This window comes from Mesorhizobium sp. M0408 (genome assembly GCF_040321495.1).
Lineage (GTDB): Bacteria > Pseudomonadota > Alphaproteobacteria > Rhizobiales > Rhizobiaceae > Mesorhizobium.
Window position 1 is genome coordinate 36,489 of the sequence record NZ_JAMYRO010000004.1, and the last position, 16,935, is coordinate 53,423.

Annotated in this window: 18 protein-coding genes; 8 read left to right on the forward strand and 10 right to left on the reverse strand. The window is 64.0% G+C overall.

Annotated elements, in window-relative coordinates; translation table 11 throughout:
• Positions 1-69: 69 nt before the first annotated feature.
• A complete protein-coding gene (locus NKI67_RS05770; RefSeq protein ID WP_023676417.1) occupies positions 70-513 on the reverse strand; it encodes an SRPBCC family protein in 444 nt (147 codons plus the stop codon).
• 225 nt (positions 514-738) lie between these two features.
• Here NKI67_RS05770 and NKI67_RS05775 point away from each other — a divergent pair, with 225 nt between their 5' ends.
• Together NKI67_RS05775 and NKI67_RS05780 are read left to right on the forward strand one after the other, a co-directional pair.
• Positions 739-1,503: a copper homeostasis protein CutC gene (locus NKI67_RS05775; protein ID WP_023676418.1), complete on the forward strand. Its 765-nt coding sequence runs from the start codon at positions 739-741 to the stop codon at positions 1,501-1,503.
• A gap of 32 nt (positions 1,504-1,535) precedes the next feature.
• Positions 1,536-2,024, forward strand: a complete 489-nt coding sequence (locus NKI67_RS05780; RefSeq protein ID WP_023676419.1) for a GNAT family N-acetyltransferase — start codon at positions 1,536-1,538, stop codon at positions 2,022-2,024.
• A gap of 19 nt (positions 2,025-2,043) precedes the next feature.
• Here NKI67_RS05780 and NKI67_RS05785 read toward each other — a convergent pair whose 3' ends face one another.
• A complete protein-coding gene (locus NKI67_RS05785; RefSeq protein WP_352644719.1) occupies positions 2,044-3,066 on the reverse strand; it encodes an acyltransferase family protein in 1,023 nt (340 codons plus the stop codon).
• 373 nt (positions 3,067-3,439) lie between these two features.
• Here NKI67_RS05785 and NKI67_RS05790 point away from each other — a divergent pair, with 373 nt between their 5' ends.
• From NKI67_RS05790 to NKI67_RS05800, 3 genes are read left to right on the forward strand one after another with little or no spacing between them, the layout of a single operon-like run.
• On the forward strand, positions 3,440-4,150 hold the full coding sequence (locus tag NKI67_RS05790) for a fumarylacetoacetate hydrolase family protein (RefSeq protein WP_352568887.1): 711 nt from the start codon (positions 3,440-3,442) through the stop codon (positions 4,148-4,150).
• Entirely contained in the window at positions 4,147-4,797 is a 651-nt protein-coding gene (gene maiA / locus NKI67_RS05795) for a maleylacetoacetate isomerase (protein ID WP_023676422.1), read from the forward strand. Before NKI67_RS05790 ends, maiA begins: the two co-directional genes overlap by 4 nt.
• A 34-nt stretch (positions 4,798-4,831) precedes the next feature.
• Positions 4,832-5,872, forward strand: a complete 1,041-nt coding sequence (locus NKI67_RS05800; RefSeq protein ID WP_352568888.1) for a zinc-dependent alcohol dehydrogenase family protein — start codon at positions 4,832-4,834, stop codon at positions 5,870-5,872.
• A gap of 19 nt (positions 5,873-5,891) precedes the next feature.
• On the opposite strand, the gene NKI67_RS05805 is transcribed toward NKI67_RS05800, so the two are convergent.
• The gene (locus NKI67_RS05805; RefSeq protein ID WP_352568889.1) at positions 5,892-6,785 is read right to left on the reverse strand and encodes a LysR family transcriptional regulator; all 894 of its coding nucleotides are present in this window, start codon (positions 6,783-6,785) and stop codon (positions 5,892-5,894) included.
• 139 nt (positions 6,786-6,924) lie between these two features.
• On the opposite strand from NKI67_RS05805, the gene NKI67_RS05810 reads away from it, so the two are divergent.
• Entirely contained in the window at positions 6,925-8,373 is a 1,449-nt protein-coding gene (locus NKI67_RS05810) for an MFS transporter (RefSeq protein ID WP_502894569.1), read from the forward strand.
• Between the two features lie 42 nt (positions 8,374-8,415).
• On the opposite strand, the gene NKI67_RS05815 is transcribed toward NKI67_RS05810, so the two are convergent.
• A complete protein-coding gene (locus tag NKI67_RS05815) occupies positions 8,416-9,309 on the reverse strand; it encodes a DMT family transporter (protein ID WP_352644722.1) in 894 nt (297 codons plus the stop codon).
• Between the two features lie 104 nt (positions 9,310-9,413).
• Between NKI67_RS05815 and NKI67_RS05820 the strand changes: the two genes are divergently transcribed.
• Complete coding sequence (locus NKI67_RS05820; RefSeq protein ID WP_352644723.1) at positions 9,414-10,817, forward strand: aminotransferase-like domain-containing protein; 1,404 nt, start codon at positions 9,414-9,416, stop codon at positions 10,815-10,817.
• A gap of 30 nt (positions 10,818-10,847) precedes the next feature.
• Here NKI67_RS05820 and NKI67_RS05825 read toward each other — a convergent pair whose 3' ends face one another.
• The 3 genes from NKI67_RS05825 to NKI67_RS05835 form a co-directional block, all read right to left on the reverse strand.
• Entirely contained in the window at positions 10,848-11,345 is a 498-nt protein-coding gene (locus tag NKI67_RS05825) for a MaoC family dehydratase (RefSeq protein ID WP_292664992.1), read from the reverse strand.
• Between the two features lie 138 nt (positions 11,346-11,483).
• A complete protein-coding gene (locus NKI67_RS05830) occupies positions 11,484-11,912 on the reverse strand; it encodes a phasin family protein (RefSeq protein WP_352454553.1) in 429 nt (142 codons plus the stop codon).
• A gap of 84 nt (positions 11,913-11,996) precedes the next feature.
• Positions 11,997-13,301, reverse strand: a complete 1,305-nt coding sequence (locus NKI67_RS05835) for a DUF445 domain-containing protein (RefSeq protein WP_352644727.1) — start codon at positions 13,299-13,301, stop codon at positions 11,997-11,999.
• A 191-nt stretch (positions 13,302-13,492) separates the two neighbouring features.
• On the opposite strand from NKI67_RS05835, the gene rirA reads away from it, so the two are divergent.
• The gene (gene rirA / locus NKI67_RS05840; protein WP_023676431.1) at positions 13,493-13,954 is read left to right on the forward strand and encodes an iron-responsive transcriptional regulator RirA; all 462 of its coding nucleotides are present in this window, start codon (positions 13,493-13,495) and stop codon (positions 13,952-13,954) included.
• A gap of 156 nt (positions 13,955-14,110) precedes the next feature.
• Here rirA and NKI67_RS05845 read toward each other — a convergent pair whose 3' ends face one another.
• The 3 genes from NKI67_RS05845 to NKI67_RS05855 are packed head-to-tail and all read right to left on the reverse strand — an operon-like array spanning position 14,111 to position 16,927.
• Complete coding sequence (locus NKI67_RS05845; protein ID WP_352644729.1) at positions 14,111-14,899, reverse strand: heme ABC transporter ATP-binding protein; 789 nt, start codon at positions 14,897-14,899, stop codon at positions 14,111-14,113.
• 10 nt (positions 14,900-14,909) lie between these two features.
• Positions 14,910-16,013: a FecCD family ABC transporter permease gene (locus NKI67_RS05850; protein WP_352644731.1), complete on the reverse strand. Its 1,104-nt coding sequence runs from the start codon at positions 16,011-16,013 to the stop codon at positions 14,910-14,912.
• A gap of 5 nt (positions 16,014-16,018) precedes the next feature.
• Positions 16,019-16,927, reverse strand: coding sequence for a heme/hemin ABC transporter substrate-binding protein (locus NKI67_RS05855; protein ID WP_352568897.1), 909 nt, complete (start codon positions 16,925-16,927; stop codon positions 16,019-16,021).
• Positions 16,928-16,935: the final 8 nt, after the last annotated feature.

Consider the following 16,935-nt stretch of genomic DNA (forward strand, 5'->3'; position numbering starts at 1 on the left):
GGTCTCGATATGTCTTGGTTCTGTCAGTTCGCCGGCCGCCGCGTTGCGGCAAGGCGAGCGCCGGGATCTTCAGCTTTGCGAGGCAGTCACCCGCTCAAGCCGCTCGAGAATGCGCGGCCAACCGCTTCCCATGCCGATGTAGCCGCGCTCGTCCTCGGACCGGAACCCGGAATGCTCCATGCGCACCCGCGTCGCTGTACCTTCGGGCGTCAACGACCATGTCACCACGGTCTTCAGACCGCTGTCGGATTCGGTGCCGTCGCCCCAGCTGTAGGCTAGCAGGCGTGGCGGCTCGATCTTCAGCACCTCGCAGTTCGTCACGCCGGACCAGCCAGGCACCGGCGTCGCGCGAAAGGTAAAGCGATGGCCTTGCTCAGGCGCAAAGTCGTTCTCCATCAGCCATTCGGCAACTAGATGCGGCACGGTCAGTGCGCGCCATATCTTTTCAGCCGCATGCGGGATCAGACGCTCGACGACAATGGATTTGGTTTCGATTGTGGTTGCTTCAGTCATGACTTCGGACCCGTTGTTTGCGGTTTGGCTGGGCTATCAACAACGCGCTCTCCATGAGAACCAATAACCCACCAGCTATGAGTTACGTATAACGCTTAAGTTATGAATGTGTCAAGCGGCGGAATGGCAGGCGCGCCCGCAAGCACATTGAGCCAACACTTCCGGCTTTCATCGCACCATGCCCGATGCTACCGCTGGCCAGCTGAAATCATCGACGGATCGCCCATGACCGAGACCGAACGCCCTCGCCTCCCGTTGATCGAGATCTGCGTCGAAGGCATAGACGGCCTGCTGGCCGCGCAAGCCGCAGGCGCCGACCGTGTCGAGCTCTGTGCCAGCCTGATCGAGGGCGGCATCACGCCGAGCTTCGGCACGGTGCGCGCCGCGCTCGAGCTGGCGACGATCCCGTTCCACGTCATCGTGCGGCCGCGCGGCGGCGATTTTCTGTATGGCGAAGCCGAATATCGTTCGATGCTCGCCGATGTCGGCGCGCTTGCCGAGCTCGGCGTCGCCGGTGTCGTCGTCGGTTGCCTCGCTGCCGACGGCACTATCGACGAACAGCGCATGAGCGAATTGGTTAAGGCGGCGGGACGCTTGAACGTCACCTGCCACCGCGCCTTCGACATGACCCGCGACCCGACCGAGGCGCTGGAAGCGCTGATCCGCTGCAAGGTCGGCCGCGTGCTGACCAGCGGCCAGCGCGACACGGCACTGGAAGGCGCGGACCTGCTCGCCGAGCTTGTCAGGCAGGCCGGCGACCGCATCATCATCCTCGGCTGCGGCGGGCTTGATCCCGAGAACATCAGCAAGGTGCGGAGGAAAACCGGGTTGAGCGAAATGCACTTCGCCGCGCTCAAGGACGTGCCGAGTGCCATGCGCTACCGCAACCCGAAAGTCGGCATGGGCGGCACCGACCTCGACCGCGAATACCGCAACACCGTGACCGACGAGGCGCTGGTGGCGGCGACCATCGCCGCTGCCCGGACATGATCCTGGAAGATCGAAGAAAAAACATGATCGAAATGCGTTTGCCGATCGAACGGGTTTCGCCGCAGGATGAGCCCGCCATCCTCGCGCTCAACAACGAGCACGCTGCGGAATTATCATGGCTCGAACCTGAGCGCCTGTCCTTCCTGCTCGGCGAAGCGTTTTACACGCGCCGCATCGGTGCACTCGAAGCCTTCATCATGACCTTCGACCAGGACGCGAGCTACGACAGCCCCAACTTCCTGTGGTTTCGCGAGCGCTATCCGCGGTTCGTCTACGTCGACCGCGTCGTGGTCGGCGCCAAAGCGCGCGGCCGCGGCCATGCCCGCCGGCTGTATGAGGATCTGTTCGAGCAGGCGTCACGCGCGGGCCAGGCGATCGTCACCTGCGAAGTCAATGCCGAGCCACCCAATCCGGCTTCGGACGCCTTCCATGCCGCACTCGGCTTTGCGGAAGTGGGCGACGCGGTAATCCACGGCGGCAGGAAAGCCGTGCGGTATTATGCAAGACGGATCGCCGGCTGAACGGCGGGCGCCGTTCGCCCTACCAATTGCGGTTCAGCCAGGAGCGGGCCGGCTTTTCGATGATGTAGTAGCTGCACAGCGCGCAAGCGAACGCCGCCGCAAGCATCAACCACGGCGAACTGCCTTTTATGTCGACGATTTGATAAAAGGGCTGCTGCCAAAGATAGAGCGAATACGACCACAGCCCCAGCATCGTCATCGGCAGGGACGATAGAAACCCGGTCAGATACCGGCTGCTGAAGTCGAGCAAATTGACGGCGAGTGCCAACAGCGGCACCGCGACCAGATAGTGGATCGGGGTTGGCACGGCAGCCATGAAAAGGAGCACAGCCACTACTGAGGCCGCCGGGGCGACATGCGGCCCCTTGAGCAGCGCCGGCAGCCTGTCGTCGGCCTTGAGCAGGCATATCACCGCCGACAGCAGGATCGAGGCGATGTGCACGTCGGTGCGCCAATAGGTGCCCTCGTAGCCTATTGCGAGCACCCAGTAGGAGATGGCGCCGTTTGCCATGGCCAGCACCGACAATGCACCGAGCAACATGATGACCCGGGACCGCCCCGAGACGACGACGCTGATCAGCGCCAGGATGATATAGGCGTGCTCTTCGACGCAGAGCGACCAGATATGGTCGAGCGCGCCGGCGCGGGTGACGAGAATTCCGGCATAGTTGTAGGTGAACGTCAGCGCCGTCAGCGCCGCCTTCCATTTGAAGGCGATGAATGTGCCGGACAAGGCAACCATCGCGGCGACGACGAAGATGAGTAGTGCCGGGTAGATGCGGGAGAACCGGCGCTTGAAGAATTTCTTCAGCGGATAGTATTCGACAAACAGGATCTCGGCCATCAGCCGGCCGCTGAGCACGAAGAAGAATTCGACGCCCAGGACGCCGAGATTGATGCCGGGAACGGGGAAGAAATGGCCGATCAGCACCAGCGCGATCGACAGGCCGCGCCAGCCGTCGAGATAGGCAAGCCTGGTTCTTGCCGAGCTATCGGCCACAGGCCTGGACACGACAAGACGCGTCGCGGAGATGTCCGTCATGCCGGTCCCTTCATTGAACCTGCGAAAGGTGGGCTGGAGGCCGCATTCCTCCAGCTATATTGCAGCGCACCAGAGCTTTGTGCAAGTGCGAGATAACGACACGCCCGAAGTAGGGGGACGGACCGAAAGGGGCTGTCATGTCCGTTCCCCGAAACCAACGGTCGACAGTCTCAGGCGTTGGCGGCAGGCGCTTCGCGCCGTGGCCGGCTTGTTCCCAAATAGTACATTGCCATCTTGGCCGGCAGAGCAAAATGTACCGGCGATTTCCGCGACGCAACGCGGCAGGCCTAGCCTTTGCGCGATGCAATGCCTTGCCCGACCGGCCAAATCGGTCGAATGTGCCAGCGACATATCCACTGAACAGAGACAGTGCATGACCGGCTTCGTCCTTCCCTTGCCCGCAACCCCGTCGGTGGCCGTGGCCGGCTCGCCGGAGCGTTTTGCGGTGCGCCGGATCTTCTGCGTCGGCCGCAACTACGCCGCTCATGCCCGCGAGCTCGGCAATGACGAGCGCGACCCTCCCTTCTTCTTCACCAAACCAGGCGACGCAGTGGTCGACGCGGCAGTCGGTTCGGGCACCACGATCCCCTACCCGCCGCTGACCCAAAACCTGCATCACGAAATCGAGCTGGTCGTCGCGATCGGCAGAGCCGGCTTTCGCATACCGCGCGAGCGGGCGCTGGACCATGTCTGGGGCTACGGCGTCGGCGTCGACCTGACTCGCCGCGACCTTCAGGACGAGGCGAAAAAGGCGGCAAGGCCGTGGGACTGGTCGAAAGCCTTCGACCGTTCAGCGCCCTGCGGCCCGCTGGTTCCGGCGCAAAAATCCGGTCATCCCGACAAGGGCTGCATCTGGCTCGCGGTCGACGGCGAGATCAGGCAGGACGGCGACCTCGCCGAACTGATCTGGCCGGTTCCCGACATCGTCTCGATTTGCAGCGAGGCGCTAGAGCTTAAGCCCGGCGACCTGATCTTCACCGGAACACCGGCTGGCGTCGGCGCCGTCGGGCCGGGCGAAAAGATCACCGGTGGCGTCGACGGCATCGGCGAAATCGAACTGACCATCGGCCAACCGATCCGATGAGCGACATCGTCCTCCATAACTACTACCGCTCCTCGACCTCTTACCGGGTGCGGATCGCGCTGGAGATGAAGGGCCTGTCCTACGACTACGTGCCGCATCATTTGCGCCACGGCGAGCATCTCGAACCCGCCTACCTCGCGGTCAATCCGCAAGGGCTGGTGCCGGCACTGGTCCTGGACGACGGCACGCTGCTGACGCAATCGCTGGCGATCATCGAATATTTCGACGAGACCACGCCTGAGCCGCCGCTGCTGCCCAAGGATGCGCCTGGCCGCGCCCGCGTCAGGATGCTGGCGCAGATGATCGCCTGCGACATCCATCCGGTGAACAATCTGCGCGTGCTGACCTCGCTGCGCACACTGTTCGGCGCCGGCGACCAGGATGTCGTCAACTGGTTCCGGCACTGGGTCAACGAAGGCTTCCAGCCGCTTGAAAAGATTCTGGCTTCCTCGCCTGAGACCAAGACATTCTGCCATGGCGACACGCCGGGGCTGGCCGACATCTGCCTGGTCGCACAGGTCACCAGCAATGCCCGCTTCGGCGTCGACATGACGCCCTACCCGACGATCTCGCGCATCAATGCCGCCTGCATGGCGCTGCCGGCGTTCCAGAAGGCCGCGCCTGAGAACCAGATCGATGCCGAGTAGACCGCAAATTGCATGAAGTGATGAGGAACTGCCGATGAAAGCCGTCGTCTTCGAAAAATTCGGCGAGGCGCCGACGATCCAGACCGTGCCGGATCCGACGCCGGCGCCAGAAGGCGTCGTCATCAAGGTCGAGGCGACCGGGCTTTGCCGCAGCGACTGGCATGGCTGGATGGGCCACGACGACGGCATCCGCCTGCCGCATGTGCCCGGCCACGAGCTTGCCGGCGTCGTCGCCGCGGTGGGCAAGCAGGTGACCCGCTGGAAGACCGGTGAGCGTGTCACTGTGCCTTTCGCCGTCGGCTGCGGCCGCTGTTTCGAATGCACCTCGGGCAACCACCAGGTCTGCGAGCACCAGTTCCAGCCAGGCTTCAGCGCCTGGGGGTCGTTCGCCGAATATGTCGCCATCGACCATGCCGACACCAATCTCGTGCGCTTGACCGACGAGATGGAATTCGCCACCGCCGCCAGCCTCGGCTGCCGGTTCGTCACCTCGTTCCGCGCCATCGTCGACCAGGGCCGGGTGACGCCCGGCGAATGGGTGGCGGTGCACGGCTGCGGCGGCGTCGGCCTGTCGGCGATCATGATCGCCAGCGCCATGGGCGCCAATGTCGTCGCCATCGACCTCACCGACGAGAAGCTGGACTTTGCCAAAAAGATCGGCGCGGTGGCGACGATCAACGCGGCAAAGACGCCGAACGTGGTCAAGGCGGTCAAGCAAATCACCAATGGCGGCGCGCACATGTCGATGGACGCGCTCGGCCACCCCAGTACCTCGTTCAACTCGATCGCAAACCTGCGCCGCCGCGGGCGCCACGTGCAGGTCGGCCTGATGCTCGGCGACCATGCCAGGTCGCAGATTCCGATGGACAAGGTGATCGCATTCGAGCTCGAAATCCGCGGCAGCCACGGTATGCAGGCGTTTCGCTACCAGGCGATGATGGAGATGATCCGCACCGGCAAGCTCAAACCCGAACTGCTGGTCGGCAAAAAGATCAGCCTCGAGGAAGCGCCGGCCGCTTTGATGGCGATGGGCGGCTTCGAAGGCATCGGCATCGGCGTGGTGACCAGATTCTAGATCACGCCCTGAGTCTGGATCAGCGAAACGACGCGCAGACCTCGCGCACGCAGGCTCGCAGCCAGCGTTGTGCCGGATCGGCATCGAGTCGCGGATGCCACAGCATCGAAATGGTGACCTCCTCGATATCGACCGGCAACGGGAAGCTGTACATGCCCGTGCGCGCGCCCAGCGTGTGCCGCTCGGGGACGCTGGCGATCAGATCGGAGGCGCGCGCCATGGCGAGCGTGGCCGAGAAGCTGGAAACCATGCACACGATCGTCCGCTGGAGACCGAGCAGTTTCAAGGCCTCGTCGATCGGGCCCTTTTCGCGGCCACGCCGCGAAACGCTGATGTGGCGGCCGGCCGCATAGCGTTCCGGCGTCATTGGGCCCTCGCCCAGCCTGTGACCCGTTCGCACCGCACCGATGAAGCGGTCGCGAAACAGCGCCTGAATGCGCATTTCAGGGCTCGTTTCATTGGCAACCCCGATTTCGAGATCAACCGCCGCGTCACGCAACGACATGTCGTTCTTGTCGGATTTCGGCGCAAACCGCAGCCGCACGCCAGGTGCATCCGCTTCGACACGGGTCAGAAGACGCGGTGCGAACTCCTCGACGAAACTTTCGTTGGCGCGCAGCGTGAAGACGTTGTCGAGAGCAGAGAGGTCGAGGAGCTTGGCCGGGCGCAGCAGCGCTTCCGCATCCTGAACGACTCGACCTACCCGTTGCTGCAATTCGAGCGCGCGCGGCGTCGCAACCAGGCCACGGCCGGCCCGGACCAACAATGGGTCGCCTGTCGCCTGGCGCAACCGCGCCAAGGTCCGGCTCATCGCCGAGGGACTGAGGCGCAGCCGCGCGGCAGCACGCGCCACACTGCCCTCGCTCAGCAGCACATCGAGGGCGACAAGCAGATTGAGATCGGGTGACGACATGGAAGGACCATAGCACAGCTCAGCCGTGATGTGGCGTTCCGTGCACGAATAAGATGCAAATACTGCGCCTTCCGCCACATCATGCGAGGGAATAGCGTCCGACAGCTCCGATTGGGGGCTGCCGGCAAAGGAGTTCACCTTGGCGTCGACCGCTGAAAAGACCTGGGACGAAGTTGCCCCGGTGAGCGCACGCTCGACCCGATGGGCATTGGCAAGCCTGTCGCTTTCAACGCTGCTGTCGTCGCTCGCCACCAGCATCGCCAGCGTCGGGCTGCCATCGCTGATGCAGGCGTTCGACGCATCGTTCCAGCTCGTGCAATGGGTCGTCCTGGCCTATCTGCTCGCCATCACCACCTTGATCGTCAGCGTCGGGCGGCTCGCCGACATATTCGGCCGCCGACCGCTATTGCTCGGCGGCATTGCCCTGTTCACCTTCGCATCGGTGCTTTGCGGGCTCGCGCCGACGCTCTGGCTGCTGATCGCTGCACGGGCGGCACAGGGGCTCGGCGCGGCCATTATGATGGCTCTGACGCTGGCCTTTGTCGCCGACACGGTTCCCCGGGATAAAACCGGCAGCGCCATGGGCCTGCTCGGCGCCATGTCGGCGATCGGCACCACGCTTGGCCCCTCGCTTGGCGGACTGTTGATCGCCGGCCTCGGCTGGCGCGCGATCTTCCTCATCAATCTGCCGTTGGGGGTGCTGGCCTTTGCGCTTGCCTGGCGCTTCCTGCCGGCCGGAAAAAAGACGCCAGGTCGGCGCGGTTTCGACGGGATCGGCACGGCTTTGCTCGCGCTGACGCTAGCCGCCTATGCGCTCGCCATGACCCTTGGGCGTGGCAGTTTTGGTTCTCTCAATGTCGGCTTGCTGATTGCCGCCACCGTGGCTGGCCTGCTGTTTGTCATTGCGCAGACAAGGGTCCAGAACCCTTTGATCCAGCCTGCGAGGTTCCGCGACCAGGCGTTGAACGCAAGCCTCGCCATGAACCTGATCGTCGCCACGGTGATGATGGCGACGCTGGTGGTCGCACCATTCTATCTGTCGCGCGCGCTTGGGCTAGACGCAGCCATGGTCGGGCTGGTTCTGTCGACCGGCCCTCTGATTACCGCATTGGCGGCGCTGCCGGCCGGACGCCTGGTCGATCGTTTCGGGGCGAACCGGATCATGATCGTCGGCCTGTTCGATCTCGCTATTGGCACCTTTGCTCTGTCGCGGGCGGAATTCGGTATTGCCGGCTATGTCGTACCAATCATCATCGTCTGCACCGGCTACAGCCTGTTTCAGACCTCCAACAATTCGGCCGTGATGACGGGCGTCGCACCCGACCAGCGTGGCGTCGTCTCCGGCCTGCTCAATCTGTCGCGCAATCTCGGCCTGATCACCGGTGCGTCGGTGATGGGCGCGGTGTTCGCCTTCGCATCGGCTGGGGAAGGCACTGGCTTGGCAGTGTTGGCACCTGCGGCAGCGGCACGAGGGATGCAGGTCACTTTCCAGGTGGCGACGGGCCTGGTGCTGATGGCGCTGATCCTTGCGGTATTTTCAGCCCGCGCCACTGCCGGGCGAACAGATATCGTTGCCAAGCATCCTTGAGGATTCCACCCGGTTCGCATGCAACTCCGGCAGCCGGCGCACCTATCTCGCATATCTCTTGGCACCGACAACGCAAAGCACGACGGCGGCGGTGACGGCGATCATGGCGGGACTGACCTGCTCATGCAGCAGCGCTGCCGCCAGCCCCAGGCCGAAGAAGGGCTGCAGCAGTTGCAACTGCCCGACCGCGGCGATGCCGCCTTGCGCCAGGCCGCGATACCAGAACACGAAGCCGATCAGCATGCTGAACAGCGACACATAGGCCAGGCCGATCCACGCGCCCCTGCCGGCACTTTCGAGCGACGGCGGCATGGTGATGAACGTCAGCGCCAGCATGACCGGCAGCGACAGCACCAGCGCCCACGATATTACCTGCCAACCACCGAGCTTGCGCGACAGTGCCGCTCCTTCGGCATAGCCCAATCCGCACATGATGATGGCGGCCAGCATCAAGATGTCGCCGAGCGGCGAGACCGACAGGCCTTGCGTGACTGCAAAACTGGCGACAAGGGCGCTACCGAGGCACGAGAACAGCCAGAACGCCGGCTTCGGGCGATCGCCGCCTCGAACCACGCCGAAGATCGCGGTCGCCAACGGCAACAGGCCGACGAAGATGATGGAGTGAGCCGACGTGACGTGCTTGAGCGCCAGCGCCGTCAGCAGGGGAAAGCCGACCACGACGCCAAGCGCCACGATCGCCAGCGGGAACAGATCTCGCCGCTCCGGGCGCTTCTGACGAAAAACGAGCAGCAGCGCCAGGCCGAGGATGCCCGCCGAAGCCGCACGGGCGACCGTTACGAACACCGGATCGAAATCCATCACCGCCACGCGCGTCGCCGGAAGCGAACCGCTGAAGATCAGCACGCCTATGAACCCGTTGACCCAGCCACTCGCCGCCCAACCACTCGCCGCCCAACTACTCGCCGCCTTGTCCATCAATGCCCCGCTGATTTCGCCCTCTATCGGGCCGGGCGTCTGGCTCCGCCAGAGACAATCAGGTACAGTTTGACAAAACCGTCATGGTAGGGCGAGCAGTACGGATGGATGAGCAGACGACAACAGATGAGGGCAGCCGGACGCTTGTCGAAAGCGTCATGGCGACGATCAGGCACAGGATCGCCGCGCGCAGCCTGACACCGGGAACGCGGCTGCCTTCGATCCGGGCGTTCGCCAAAGCCATGCAGGTTTCCAAATCCACCGTGGTCGAAGCCTATGAGCGTCTTGCGGCGGAAGGCATGATCCGCTCGCGGCCGGGCTCGGGTTTCTATGCCGCCGGACCGTTGGCTCCGTTGTCGCTGGCCGAGATCGGCCCCAGGCTTGACCGTGCCGTCGACCCGCTCTGGGTCTCGCGCCAATCGCTGGAAGCCGGCGACGGCGTCCTGAAACCGGGTTGCGGCTGGCTGCCGGCAACATGGATGCCCGATGCTGGATTGCGCCGGGCACTGCGGACGACGGCCCGCGCCGACGACGCCGCGCTGACCGACTACGGCACGCCGCTCGGCTTGCCGGCGCTACGCCATCTGCTGGCGCGGCGCATGGCCGAGCACGGCATCGAAGCCTCTCCGGACCAGATCATGCTGACGGAATCGGGCACTCAGGCGATCGACCTGCTGTGCCGGTTCCTGCTCGAACCGGGTGACACGGTGTTGGTCGACGATCCCTGCTACTTCAACTTCCATGCCCTGTTGCGCGCCCATCGGGCCAAGGTGATCAGCGTCCCCTACACGCGCTCGGGTCCGGACATCGAGCTGTTCGCGCAGGCACTGAACGAGCATCGGCCGCGCCTCTACATCACCAATTCGGCGCTCCACAATCCGACCGGCGCTATATTGTCCCCGGTCGTTGCCCATCGGGTGCTGAAGCTCGCCGACCAGTCGGGGCTGACGATCATCGAGGACGATATCTTCGCCGATTTCGAACACACGCCGGCGCCCAGGCTGGCGGCCTTCGACGGCCTCAGCCGGGTCATTCATATCGGAAGCTTTTCCAAGACGTTGTCGGCATCGGTGCGCTGCGGCTTCATCGCCGCTCCTCGCGACTGGATGGAAGGATTGACCGATCTCAAGATCGCCACGTCGTTTGGCAGCGGTCGGCTTGCATCCGAACTGGTACTGACGCTGCTGAAGGACGGCCTCTATCGCAAGCACGTCGATCTGCTGCGCGCGCGGCTCTCGCGCGCCATGGAAGAAACCGGCACCCGCCTCAGGGCGATCGGCATCGTGCCATGGATAGATCAGCCCGCCGGCATGTTTCTATGGTGCAGGCTGCCGGAGGGGATAGATGCCGCGGATGTCGCCCGCCATGCCCTGTCGGCCAATGTCGTGCTTGCGCCCGGCAATGCGTTCAGCCTGTCCCGGTCGGCCAGCCGTTTCATGCGCTTCAACGTCGCGCAGTCCGGAGATGACCGGATTTTCAGGGCGCTTGAAGAGGCGATGTCGCGTTGATTGCGCTGCCGCAAAACTGAGGCTGAACTCTCAGGTGCCGGCCCGCTTGCGGCGTGCGTAAAGCATGACGAGCGTCTCGGCGGTCAGCGCCGGCCTCTGCTCGCCTTCGATCTCGACCGTATTGGCGGCCTTCATCAGATACTGCCCCGGACCTTTGTCTTCCATCGACAACAGCGTGGTGCGCAGCCTGATTCGCGAGCCGACTCTGACCGGTGCCACGAAACGCACTTTGTCAAAACCGTAGTTGAACGCGGCCTGCGTGTTTTCGGGGACGATACCCATCTCGAGCGCCAGCGCGCCGATGATCGACAGGGTCAGATAGCCATGCGCGATCGTGGTGCGGAACGGGCTTTGCCGCTTCGCCCGCTCGGGATCGACATGGATCCATTGATGATCGCCCGTGCATTCGGCAAACTGGTCGATGCGGTGCTGATCGACCAGCGTCCAGTCCGAGACGCCTAATTCCTGCCCGGCCATCGCCCTGAGTTGCTCGAAGGTCGGCGGCGTCCTCGGCCGTATCTGCGTCATTCCTGCTTTCCCGATCGCTTGCCTGTTCCGGACCACGACGGGCCGCCCCTGTCAATTCGCCAGTGCGATTCCAGCCCATAATCTTCGGCCGCGAACCGCCAGTCTTCGCCGCCGGCAAGCGTGCTGCTGGGGAACAGCTTATTTCTTGTCGTGGCCGGCGCGGATCTCCTCCATCGCCTCCTTGATGCGGCTGCGCAGGATTTCGATCGATTCGGTGCCGGACGCCCTCGCCAGTTCGGCCATCTCGCCGGCATTCTTCAGCGCGGTCTCGAAGGATTTTCTGGCGAACGCCGCCTGCTTCTGCATCATTTCCTGCGGATTGCCGGGCGCTCTGTAGCTTTGTGCCATGTCGGTGATTTCGCGCAGCGTGTCCTGCAGCATCTCGCGTTGCCTTGACAACAGCGCCGAGGCTCCAGCGGCGCTCGCCCGTGCCGACTTCTCCAGCGCTTCCAGGTTCTTGGCGTGGTGGGCGAGGATCGCCTCGACGTCGACATTCGGCAGCTTCAGGTCGCGGCCGAACTTGCCGAACATGTCGATGAAGGACTCGGACTCCGGTCGTTTTGCCATGCTGGTTCTCTCCCCCTTGTTGCCGTGAGCGCCGCCACTGCACGGAAGATAGTGCAGCGAAGCTCAGCGGTCCATTCGGACGAGTCAGCCGACAAGAAACAGCCGTTCGGCAGTGTAGAGCACGAGCCCGGCAAGGCCACCGATGATCATGCCGTTGAAGCGGATATATTGCAGGTCCTTGCCGATGTTCATCTCGATCAGCTTTGTCAGTTGCGCGAGGTCCCAGCGCTTGACCTGGTCGGCGATGAACTTCGACACGCCGCTCTTCTGGCTTTCGACGAAGGACGCCAGCGCCACTATAAACCCCTGATTCATGTCGGCCCTGATCTGCGCGTCGTCGGCAAGATGGCGGCCGACCTCGACGAACATGGTGGCGAGATGGTCGCGGATCATCGAATTCGGCGCCTTGGCGTCCTGTTCGATGAACAGCCGCAGGCTGTCCCACATATCGCCGGCCAGCGCGCTGAGCTCTGGCCGGGCAAGGAAATCGCGCTTCAGCTTTTCGGCGCGCCTGGCATATTGTTTGGATGTCCTCAGCCGCTCGACGAAGGTTTCGACGAAAAGGTCGAATTCGACTCGCATCGGATGGTGCGGATCGGTCCGCACCTCATCGAGCAGCGAGCCGGCCGACGCAATGATCTTCTTCAACAGATAGGCGTCGGCGCGAAACAGGTTGAACAGCGACGGCAGTTCCTCGCGGATCTTCTCGCGCATCGTCGCCAGCGCCTGCTCGTCGCTCAGGAAGCGGCCGACCACCTTGGTGAACTCGTCGAATAATTTCTGGTGGCGGCGATCGTCAGTCAGCGCCGACAGCAGCTCGGCGGCGAGCGGCGCCAGCGGCACCTTTTCGATCTGCTCCAGCATACGGCTGGTGACGAAGCCGCGCAGTCCGGATTGCTCGACCGCCGCCAGCGCCTGCGGCACCAGCCGGCCGACGAAGCGCGATAAATCGGCGGCGCGGTTCGGGTCGGCCAGCCAGTCCGCGACCAGCGCCGAAAAGTCGACCTCGGCGAGCTTTTCGCGCACCGGTTCCGGCGCCAGGAAATTCACCTCGATGAAGCGGCCGAGATTGTCGGCGATGCGATTCTGGTTTTCCGGGATGATGGCCGTATGCGGGATCGGCAGGCCAAGTGGCCGCCGAAACAGCGCCACCACCGCATACCAGTCCGCCAGCCCGCCGATCGTCGCCGCCTCGGCGAAAGCGGCGACGAAGCCCAACCACGCATGCCGGCTCTCGAGCGATTTCGCCACCGCAAAGACCAGCACGCAAAACGCAAGTGCTGCGGCGGCGACGAACTTGGTGCGCCTGAGCGCCGAAAGCTTGGCGTCGGCATCGGCGTCGAACCGGACGGACGCGACGGATGCAAATGCCGGGGCTGGTCGTGACATGATGGGCCGCTCCTGATCGTGTATGCGAACTTATCTAGTGTCGCCTGCCCCAGAAAGCGCGCCGCTGGTTCCGGTGCGCGCAATCGTGCACGCAAACTTGACGCCGGAATTCATCTATTATGCAGCGCCAGTCTGGAATTGTTCCAAACTATAGGCCATATTGACGCCAACCACTGTTATGTGAGGATACAATGCGGCTTACCCGTCAGACCAACTACGCCATGCGCATTCTGATGTATTGCGCCGCCAACACCGAGCGGTTGAGCCGCATCCCCGAGATTGCCGCCGCCTATTCGGTATCGGAACTTTTCCTGTTCAAGATCCTGCAGCCGCTGGTCGAAAACGGCCTGATCGAAACGGTGCGCGGCAGGAATGGCGGCGTCAGGCTCGGCCGCGCGGCCGAATCAATCAGCCTGTTCGATGTCGTGCGGGTGACGGAGGAAAGCTTTGCCATGGCCGAGTGCTTCGAGAACGACGCCGCCGAATGTCCGCTGGTCGACAGCTGCGCGCTGAATTCGGCATTGCGCGAAGCGCTCAACGCCTTCTTCGCCGTGCTGTCGCGCTACACGATCGCCGATCTGGTGGCGGCGCGCCCGAATGTGCGACACCTGCTCGGCATCGACATGCTGGTGCAAAGGGCGCCGGCCGCCTGATTTTTGGTCGCATCTCAATTGGTGAGGTCTGTCGAGATTCAGGTCAGGCCGAGCCGAAAATGGTGGGTTCCGAGAACCGGAACGGAGCGTACGTTTGGGTACGTGAGTACCGGAAGCGCAGGAAACCGCCATTTGCAGGCCGGCATCACCTGAATATCAACAGACCGACTGCGGCAATACGAACGGCATGTTTGCCGCCGGCAACACGCCGACCTTCAGCCGGCAATCGAAGACCTTTTCGATCAGCTCGTCGCTGAGCACCTGTTGCGGCGAACCTTTAGCGGCAAGCCTGCCGTGATGCATGACGAAAATCCAGTCGGCATACATCGCCGTCAAATTGAGGTCGTGCAGGATGGCGACCACGCCGCCGCCGCGTCTGGCGAAATCGCGGGCGATGTCCATGATGATCAGCTGGTGCTTGATGTCGAGGCTGGACACAGGCTCGTCGAGGAACAGATAGCGCGGCTTGCCGTCGAGCACCGGCGCCCACACCTGGCAGAGCACGCGGGCAAGCTGTACGCGCTGCTGTTCGCCGCCGGACAGCTCCTGGTAGAAGCGGCCGGCAAAACCGTCGAGGTCGACGCGAGCCAGCGCCCGTTCGGGCAGGCGCTGGTCCTCGCCGGACAGCGCGCCGGAGCGCCCGCCGACCAGGCCCAGCCTGACGATCTCGCGCACGGTGAACGGAAACGACAGCGTCGTCGCCTGCGGCAGCACCGCGCGCACCGTCGCCGCCTCGACCGGCTTCATCGCCGATAGATTGCGGCCGTTGACGGTGACCTCTCCCGAATAGCCAAGATCGCCGGACAGTGCTCGGAGGAAGGTCGTCTTGCCCGAACCGTTGGGGCCGACGATGGCCGCGATTTCGCCGGGCCGCGCCTCGAAATCGACATTGGCGACAATGCCCTTGCCGCCGATCGCCACCGAGACATCCCGCGCTTCGATCATAGGCAAACTTTCACAGGTCGATGACGCCGCGCTTGCGCAGCAGGATCCACAGGAAGAACGGTGCGCCGGCGACCGCGGTGACGATGCCGATCGGCAATTCGGCTGGGGCGACGATGGTGCGGGCGACGGCGTCGGCCAACAGCAGCAGCGCCGCACCAAGCAGCGCCGATGCCGGCAGCAAATAACGGTTATCGGGGCCGATCAGCAGACGCAGCAGATGCGGCACGACGATGCCGACGAAACCGATGCCGCCGCTGACGGCGACCGATGCGCCGACCGCTGCCGAGACGCCGACAATCGCAGTGTATTTCAGCCGCTGCACCGGAATGCCGAGATGGCCGGCCGTGGCCTCGCCGAGCGCCAGCGCGTTGAGGCCGCGCGCCAGGAACGGCATTGCCGCCAGCGCCAGGACGATGACAGGCCCGACCGAGCTGATCTTCTGCCAGGTTGCGCCGCCTAGCGAGCCGAGCTGCCAAAAGGTCAGGTCGCGCAATTGCCGGTCGTCGGCCATGAAGATCAGGATGCCGGTCAGCGCCATGGCGAGCGCGGCGAGCGCGATGCCGGCGAGCAGCATGGTGGCGACCGAGGTCCGGCCTTGCCGTGTCGCGACCTGATAGAGCAGCAATGTCGTCGCCAACCCGCCGCAGAACGCAGCCAGCGGCAAAGCCATCGTGCCGAGCGCCGTAGTCAGCGGCGCCAGCATGGTCGAGCCAAGCACGATGACGGCGACCGCACCGAGGCTCGATCCCGCCGAAACGCCGATCAGGCCGGGGTCGGCCAGCGGATTGCGGAACAACCCCTGCATGACGGCACCGGAGACGGCAAGCGATGCGCCGACCAGTACGCCCAGAATGACGCGCGGCAGACGGATGTCATGGATGATCAGGCGGTCGCGGGCGCTCAATGCCGCGTCGCCGGGCAACGCGCCGAACAGCCAGTCATGCATGACGCCGATGGCCGAGGCATCGGATGCGCCGGAGGTCAGAGACAATAGCGCGGCGATAGCCAGCCCGACGCAGAGCAGCACGACGACGAGGCGGGCGCGCCGCGAACGGTCACCCTCGGCTGCCGTCGTCATGATGCCCGCCGCACCGGCGATCGAATGATCGGCCATCGCGCTCAATCCGTGACCTGGCCGCCATAGAGCGAGACGGCGAGATCGTGGATGGCGTCGGCCGTGCGCGGGCCGAAGCCGAGCAGATAGCCGCCGTCCATGCGGATCAGCTTGCGGGCGGCACCCGCCGGCGTCGAAGCCACGGCAGGGTTCGAAAACAATTCGTCATCCGCGGTGGCCGGTCCGGCATTGTTCATCATCAGGATCACGTCGGGCCTGGCGGTGATGACTGCCTCGTCCGACAATTGCTTGTAGCCGGCAAAGCCGTCGACGGCGTTGATGCCGCCCGAAAGCTTGATGATGCCGTCGGCGGCGGTGTCGCTGCCGGCGGCAAGCAGCTTGCCGCCCTGCATCGACAGCACGAACAGGACGCGCTTGCGATCCTTGATCGAGGCGGTCTGCTTTTCGGCTGCCTTCAGCCTGGCGTCTATCTGGGCCGCCAGCGCATCGGCCATGGCCTCGGTGCCGAGCGCCTTGCCGACGATGTGGATCTTTTCGAGAATGCCTTGATTATCATAGCGCTCGGGCACCTCGACGAACGGGATGCTTGATTTCTTCAAGACGTCGACGGCTTCCTTCGGTCCGCTGCCGTGCAGGGCCAATATGCCCGACGGATTGACCGACAGCACACCCTCCGGCGACAGCTGGCGCATGTAGCCGACATCAGGCAGTTCCGCCGCCGCTTGCGGATAGCGGCTGGTCGAATCGCGCGCGACAAGACGATCCTGTTCACCGAGCGCGTAGACGATCTCGGTGATCGAGCCGCCGATGGCAACGATCCTCGAGCGGTCGGCGAAAGTCGCGATGCCCTCGGCGGCTTGAGCCGGCATCAGCGCGGCGAACGCCAGAAAAACAGCCGCCGCAGGACCAGGCGCCGACCTGGAGACCGATGCCAGCCTGGAAAAAAGAACCATCGTCGTTT

What these genes read in the sequence shown, in the direction of transcription:
- NKI67_RS05770 (WP_023676417.1), bottom strand. Translation starts at nt 513, where the DNA reads ATGACTGAAGCAACCACAATCGAAACCAAATCCATTGTCGTCGAGCGT.
- NKI67_RS05825 (WP_292664992.1), bottom strand. Translation starts at nt 11,345, where the DNA reads ATGACGCAGATACGGCCGAGGACGCCGCCGACCTTCGAGCAACTCAGG.
- NKI67_RS05790 (WP_352568887.1), top strand. Translation starts at nt 3,440, where the DNA reads ATGACCGGCTTCGTCCTTCCCTTGCCCGCAACCCCGTCGGTGGCCGTG.
- rirA (WP_023676431.1), top strand. Translation starts at nt 13,493, where the DNA reads ATGCGGCTTACCCGTCAGACCAACTACGCCATGCGCATTCTGATGTAT.
- NKI67_RS05800 (WP_352568888.1), top strand. Translation starts at nt 4,832, where the DNA reads ATGAAAGCCGTCGTCTTCGAAAAATTCGGCGAGGCGCCGACGATCCAG.
- NKI67_RS05820 (WP_352644723.1), top strand. Translation starts at nt 9,414, where the DNA reads ATGGATGAGCAGACGACAACAGATGAGGGCAGCCGGACGCTTGTCGAA.
- NKI67_RS05785 (WP_352644719.1), bottom strand. Translation starts at nt 3,066, where the DNA reads ATGACGGACATCTCCGCGACGCGTCTTGTCGTGTCCAGGCCTGTGGCC.
- NKI67_RS05835 (WP_352644727.1), bottom strand. Translation starts at nt 13,301, where the DNA reads ATGTCACGACCAGCCCCGGCATTTGCATCCGTCGCGTCCGTCCGGTTC.
- NKI67_RS05815 (WP_352644722.1), bottom strand. Translation starts at nt 9,309, where the DNA reads ATGGACAAGGCGGCGAGTAGTTGGGCGGCGAGTGGTTGGGCGGCGAGT.
- NKI67_RS05775 (WP_023676418.1), top strand. Translation starts at nt 739, where the DNA reads ATGACCGAGACCGAACGCCCTCGCCTCCCGTTGATCGAGATCTGCGTC.
- NKI67_RS05805 (WP_352568889.1), bottom strand. Translation starts at nt 6,785, where the DNA reads ATGTCGTCACCCGATCTCAATCTGCTTGTCGCCCTCGATGTGCTGCTG.
- NKI67_RS05850 (WP_352644731.1), bottom strand. Translation starts at nt 16,013, where the DNA reads ATGGCCGATCATTCGATCGCCGGTGCGGCGGGCATCATGACGACGGCA.
- NKI67_RS05830 (WP_352454553.1), bottom strand. Translation starts at nt 11,912, where the DNA reads ATGGCAAAACGACCGGAGTCCGAGTCCTTCATCGACATGTTCGGCAAG.
- NKI67_RS05845 (WP_352644729.1), bottom strand. Translation starts at nt 14,899, where the DNA reads ATGATCGAAGCGCGGGATGTCTCGGTGGCGATCGGCGGCAAGGGCATT.
- NKI67_RS05855 (WP_352568897.1), bottom strand. Translation starts at nt 16,927, where the DNA reads ATGGTTCTTTTTTCCAGGCTGGCATCGGTCTCCAGGTCGGCGCCTGGT.
- NKI67_RS05780 (WP_023676419.1), top strand. Translation starts at nt 1,536, where the DNA reads ATGCGTTTGCCGATCGAACGGGTTTCGCCGCAGGATGAGCCCGCCATC.
- maiA (WP_023676422.1), top strand. Translation starts at nt 4,147, where the DNA reads ATGAGCGACATCGTCCTCCATAACTACTACCGCTCCTCGACCTCTTAC.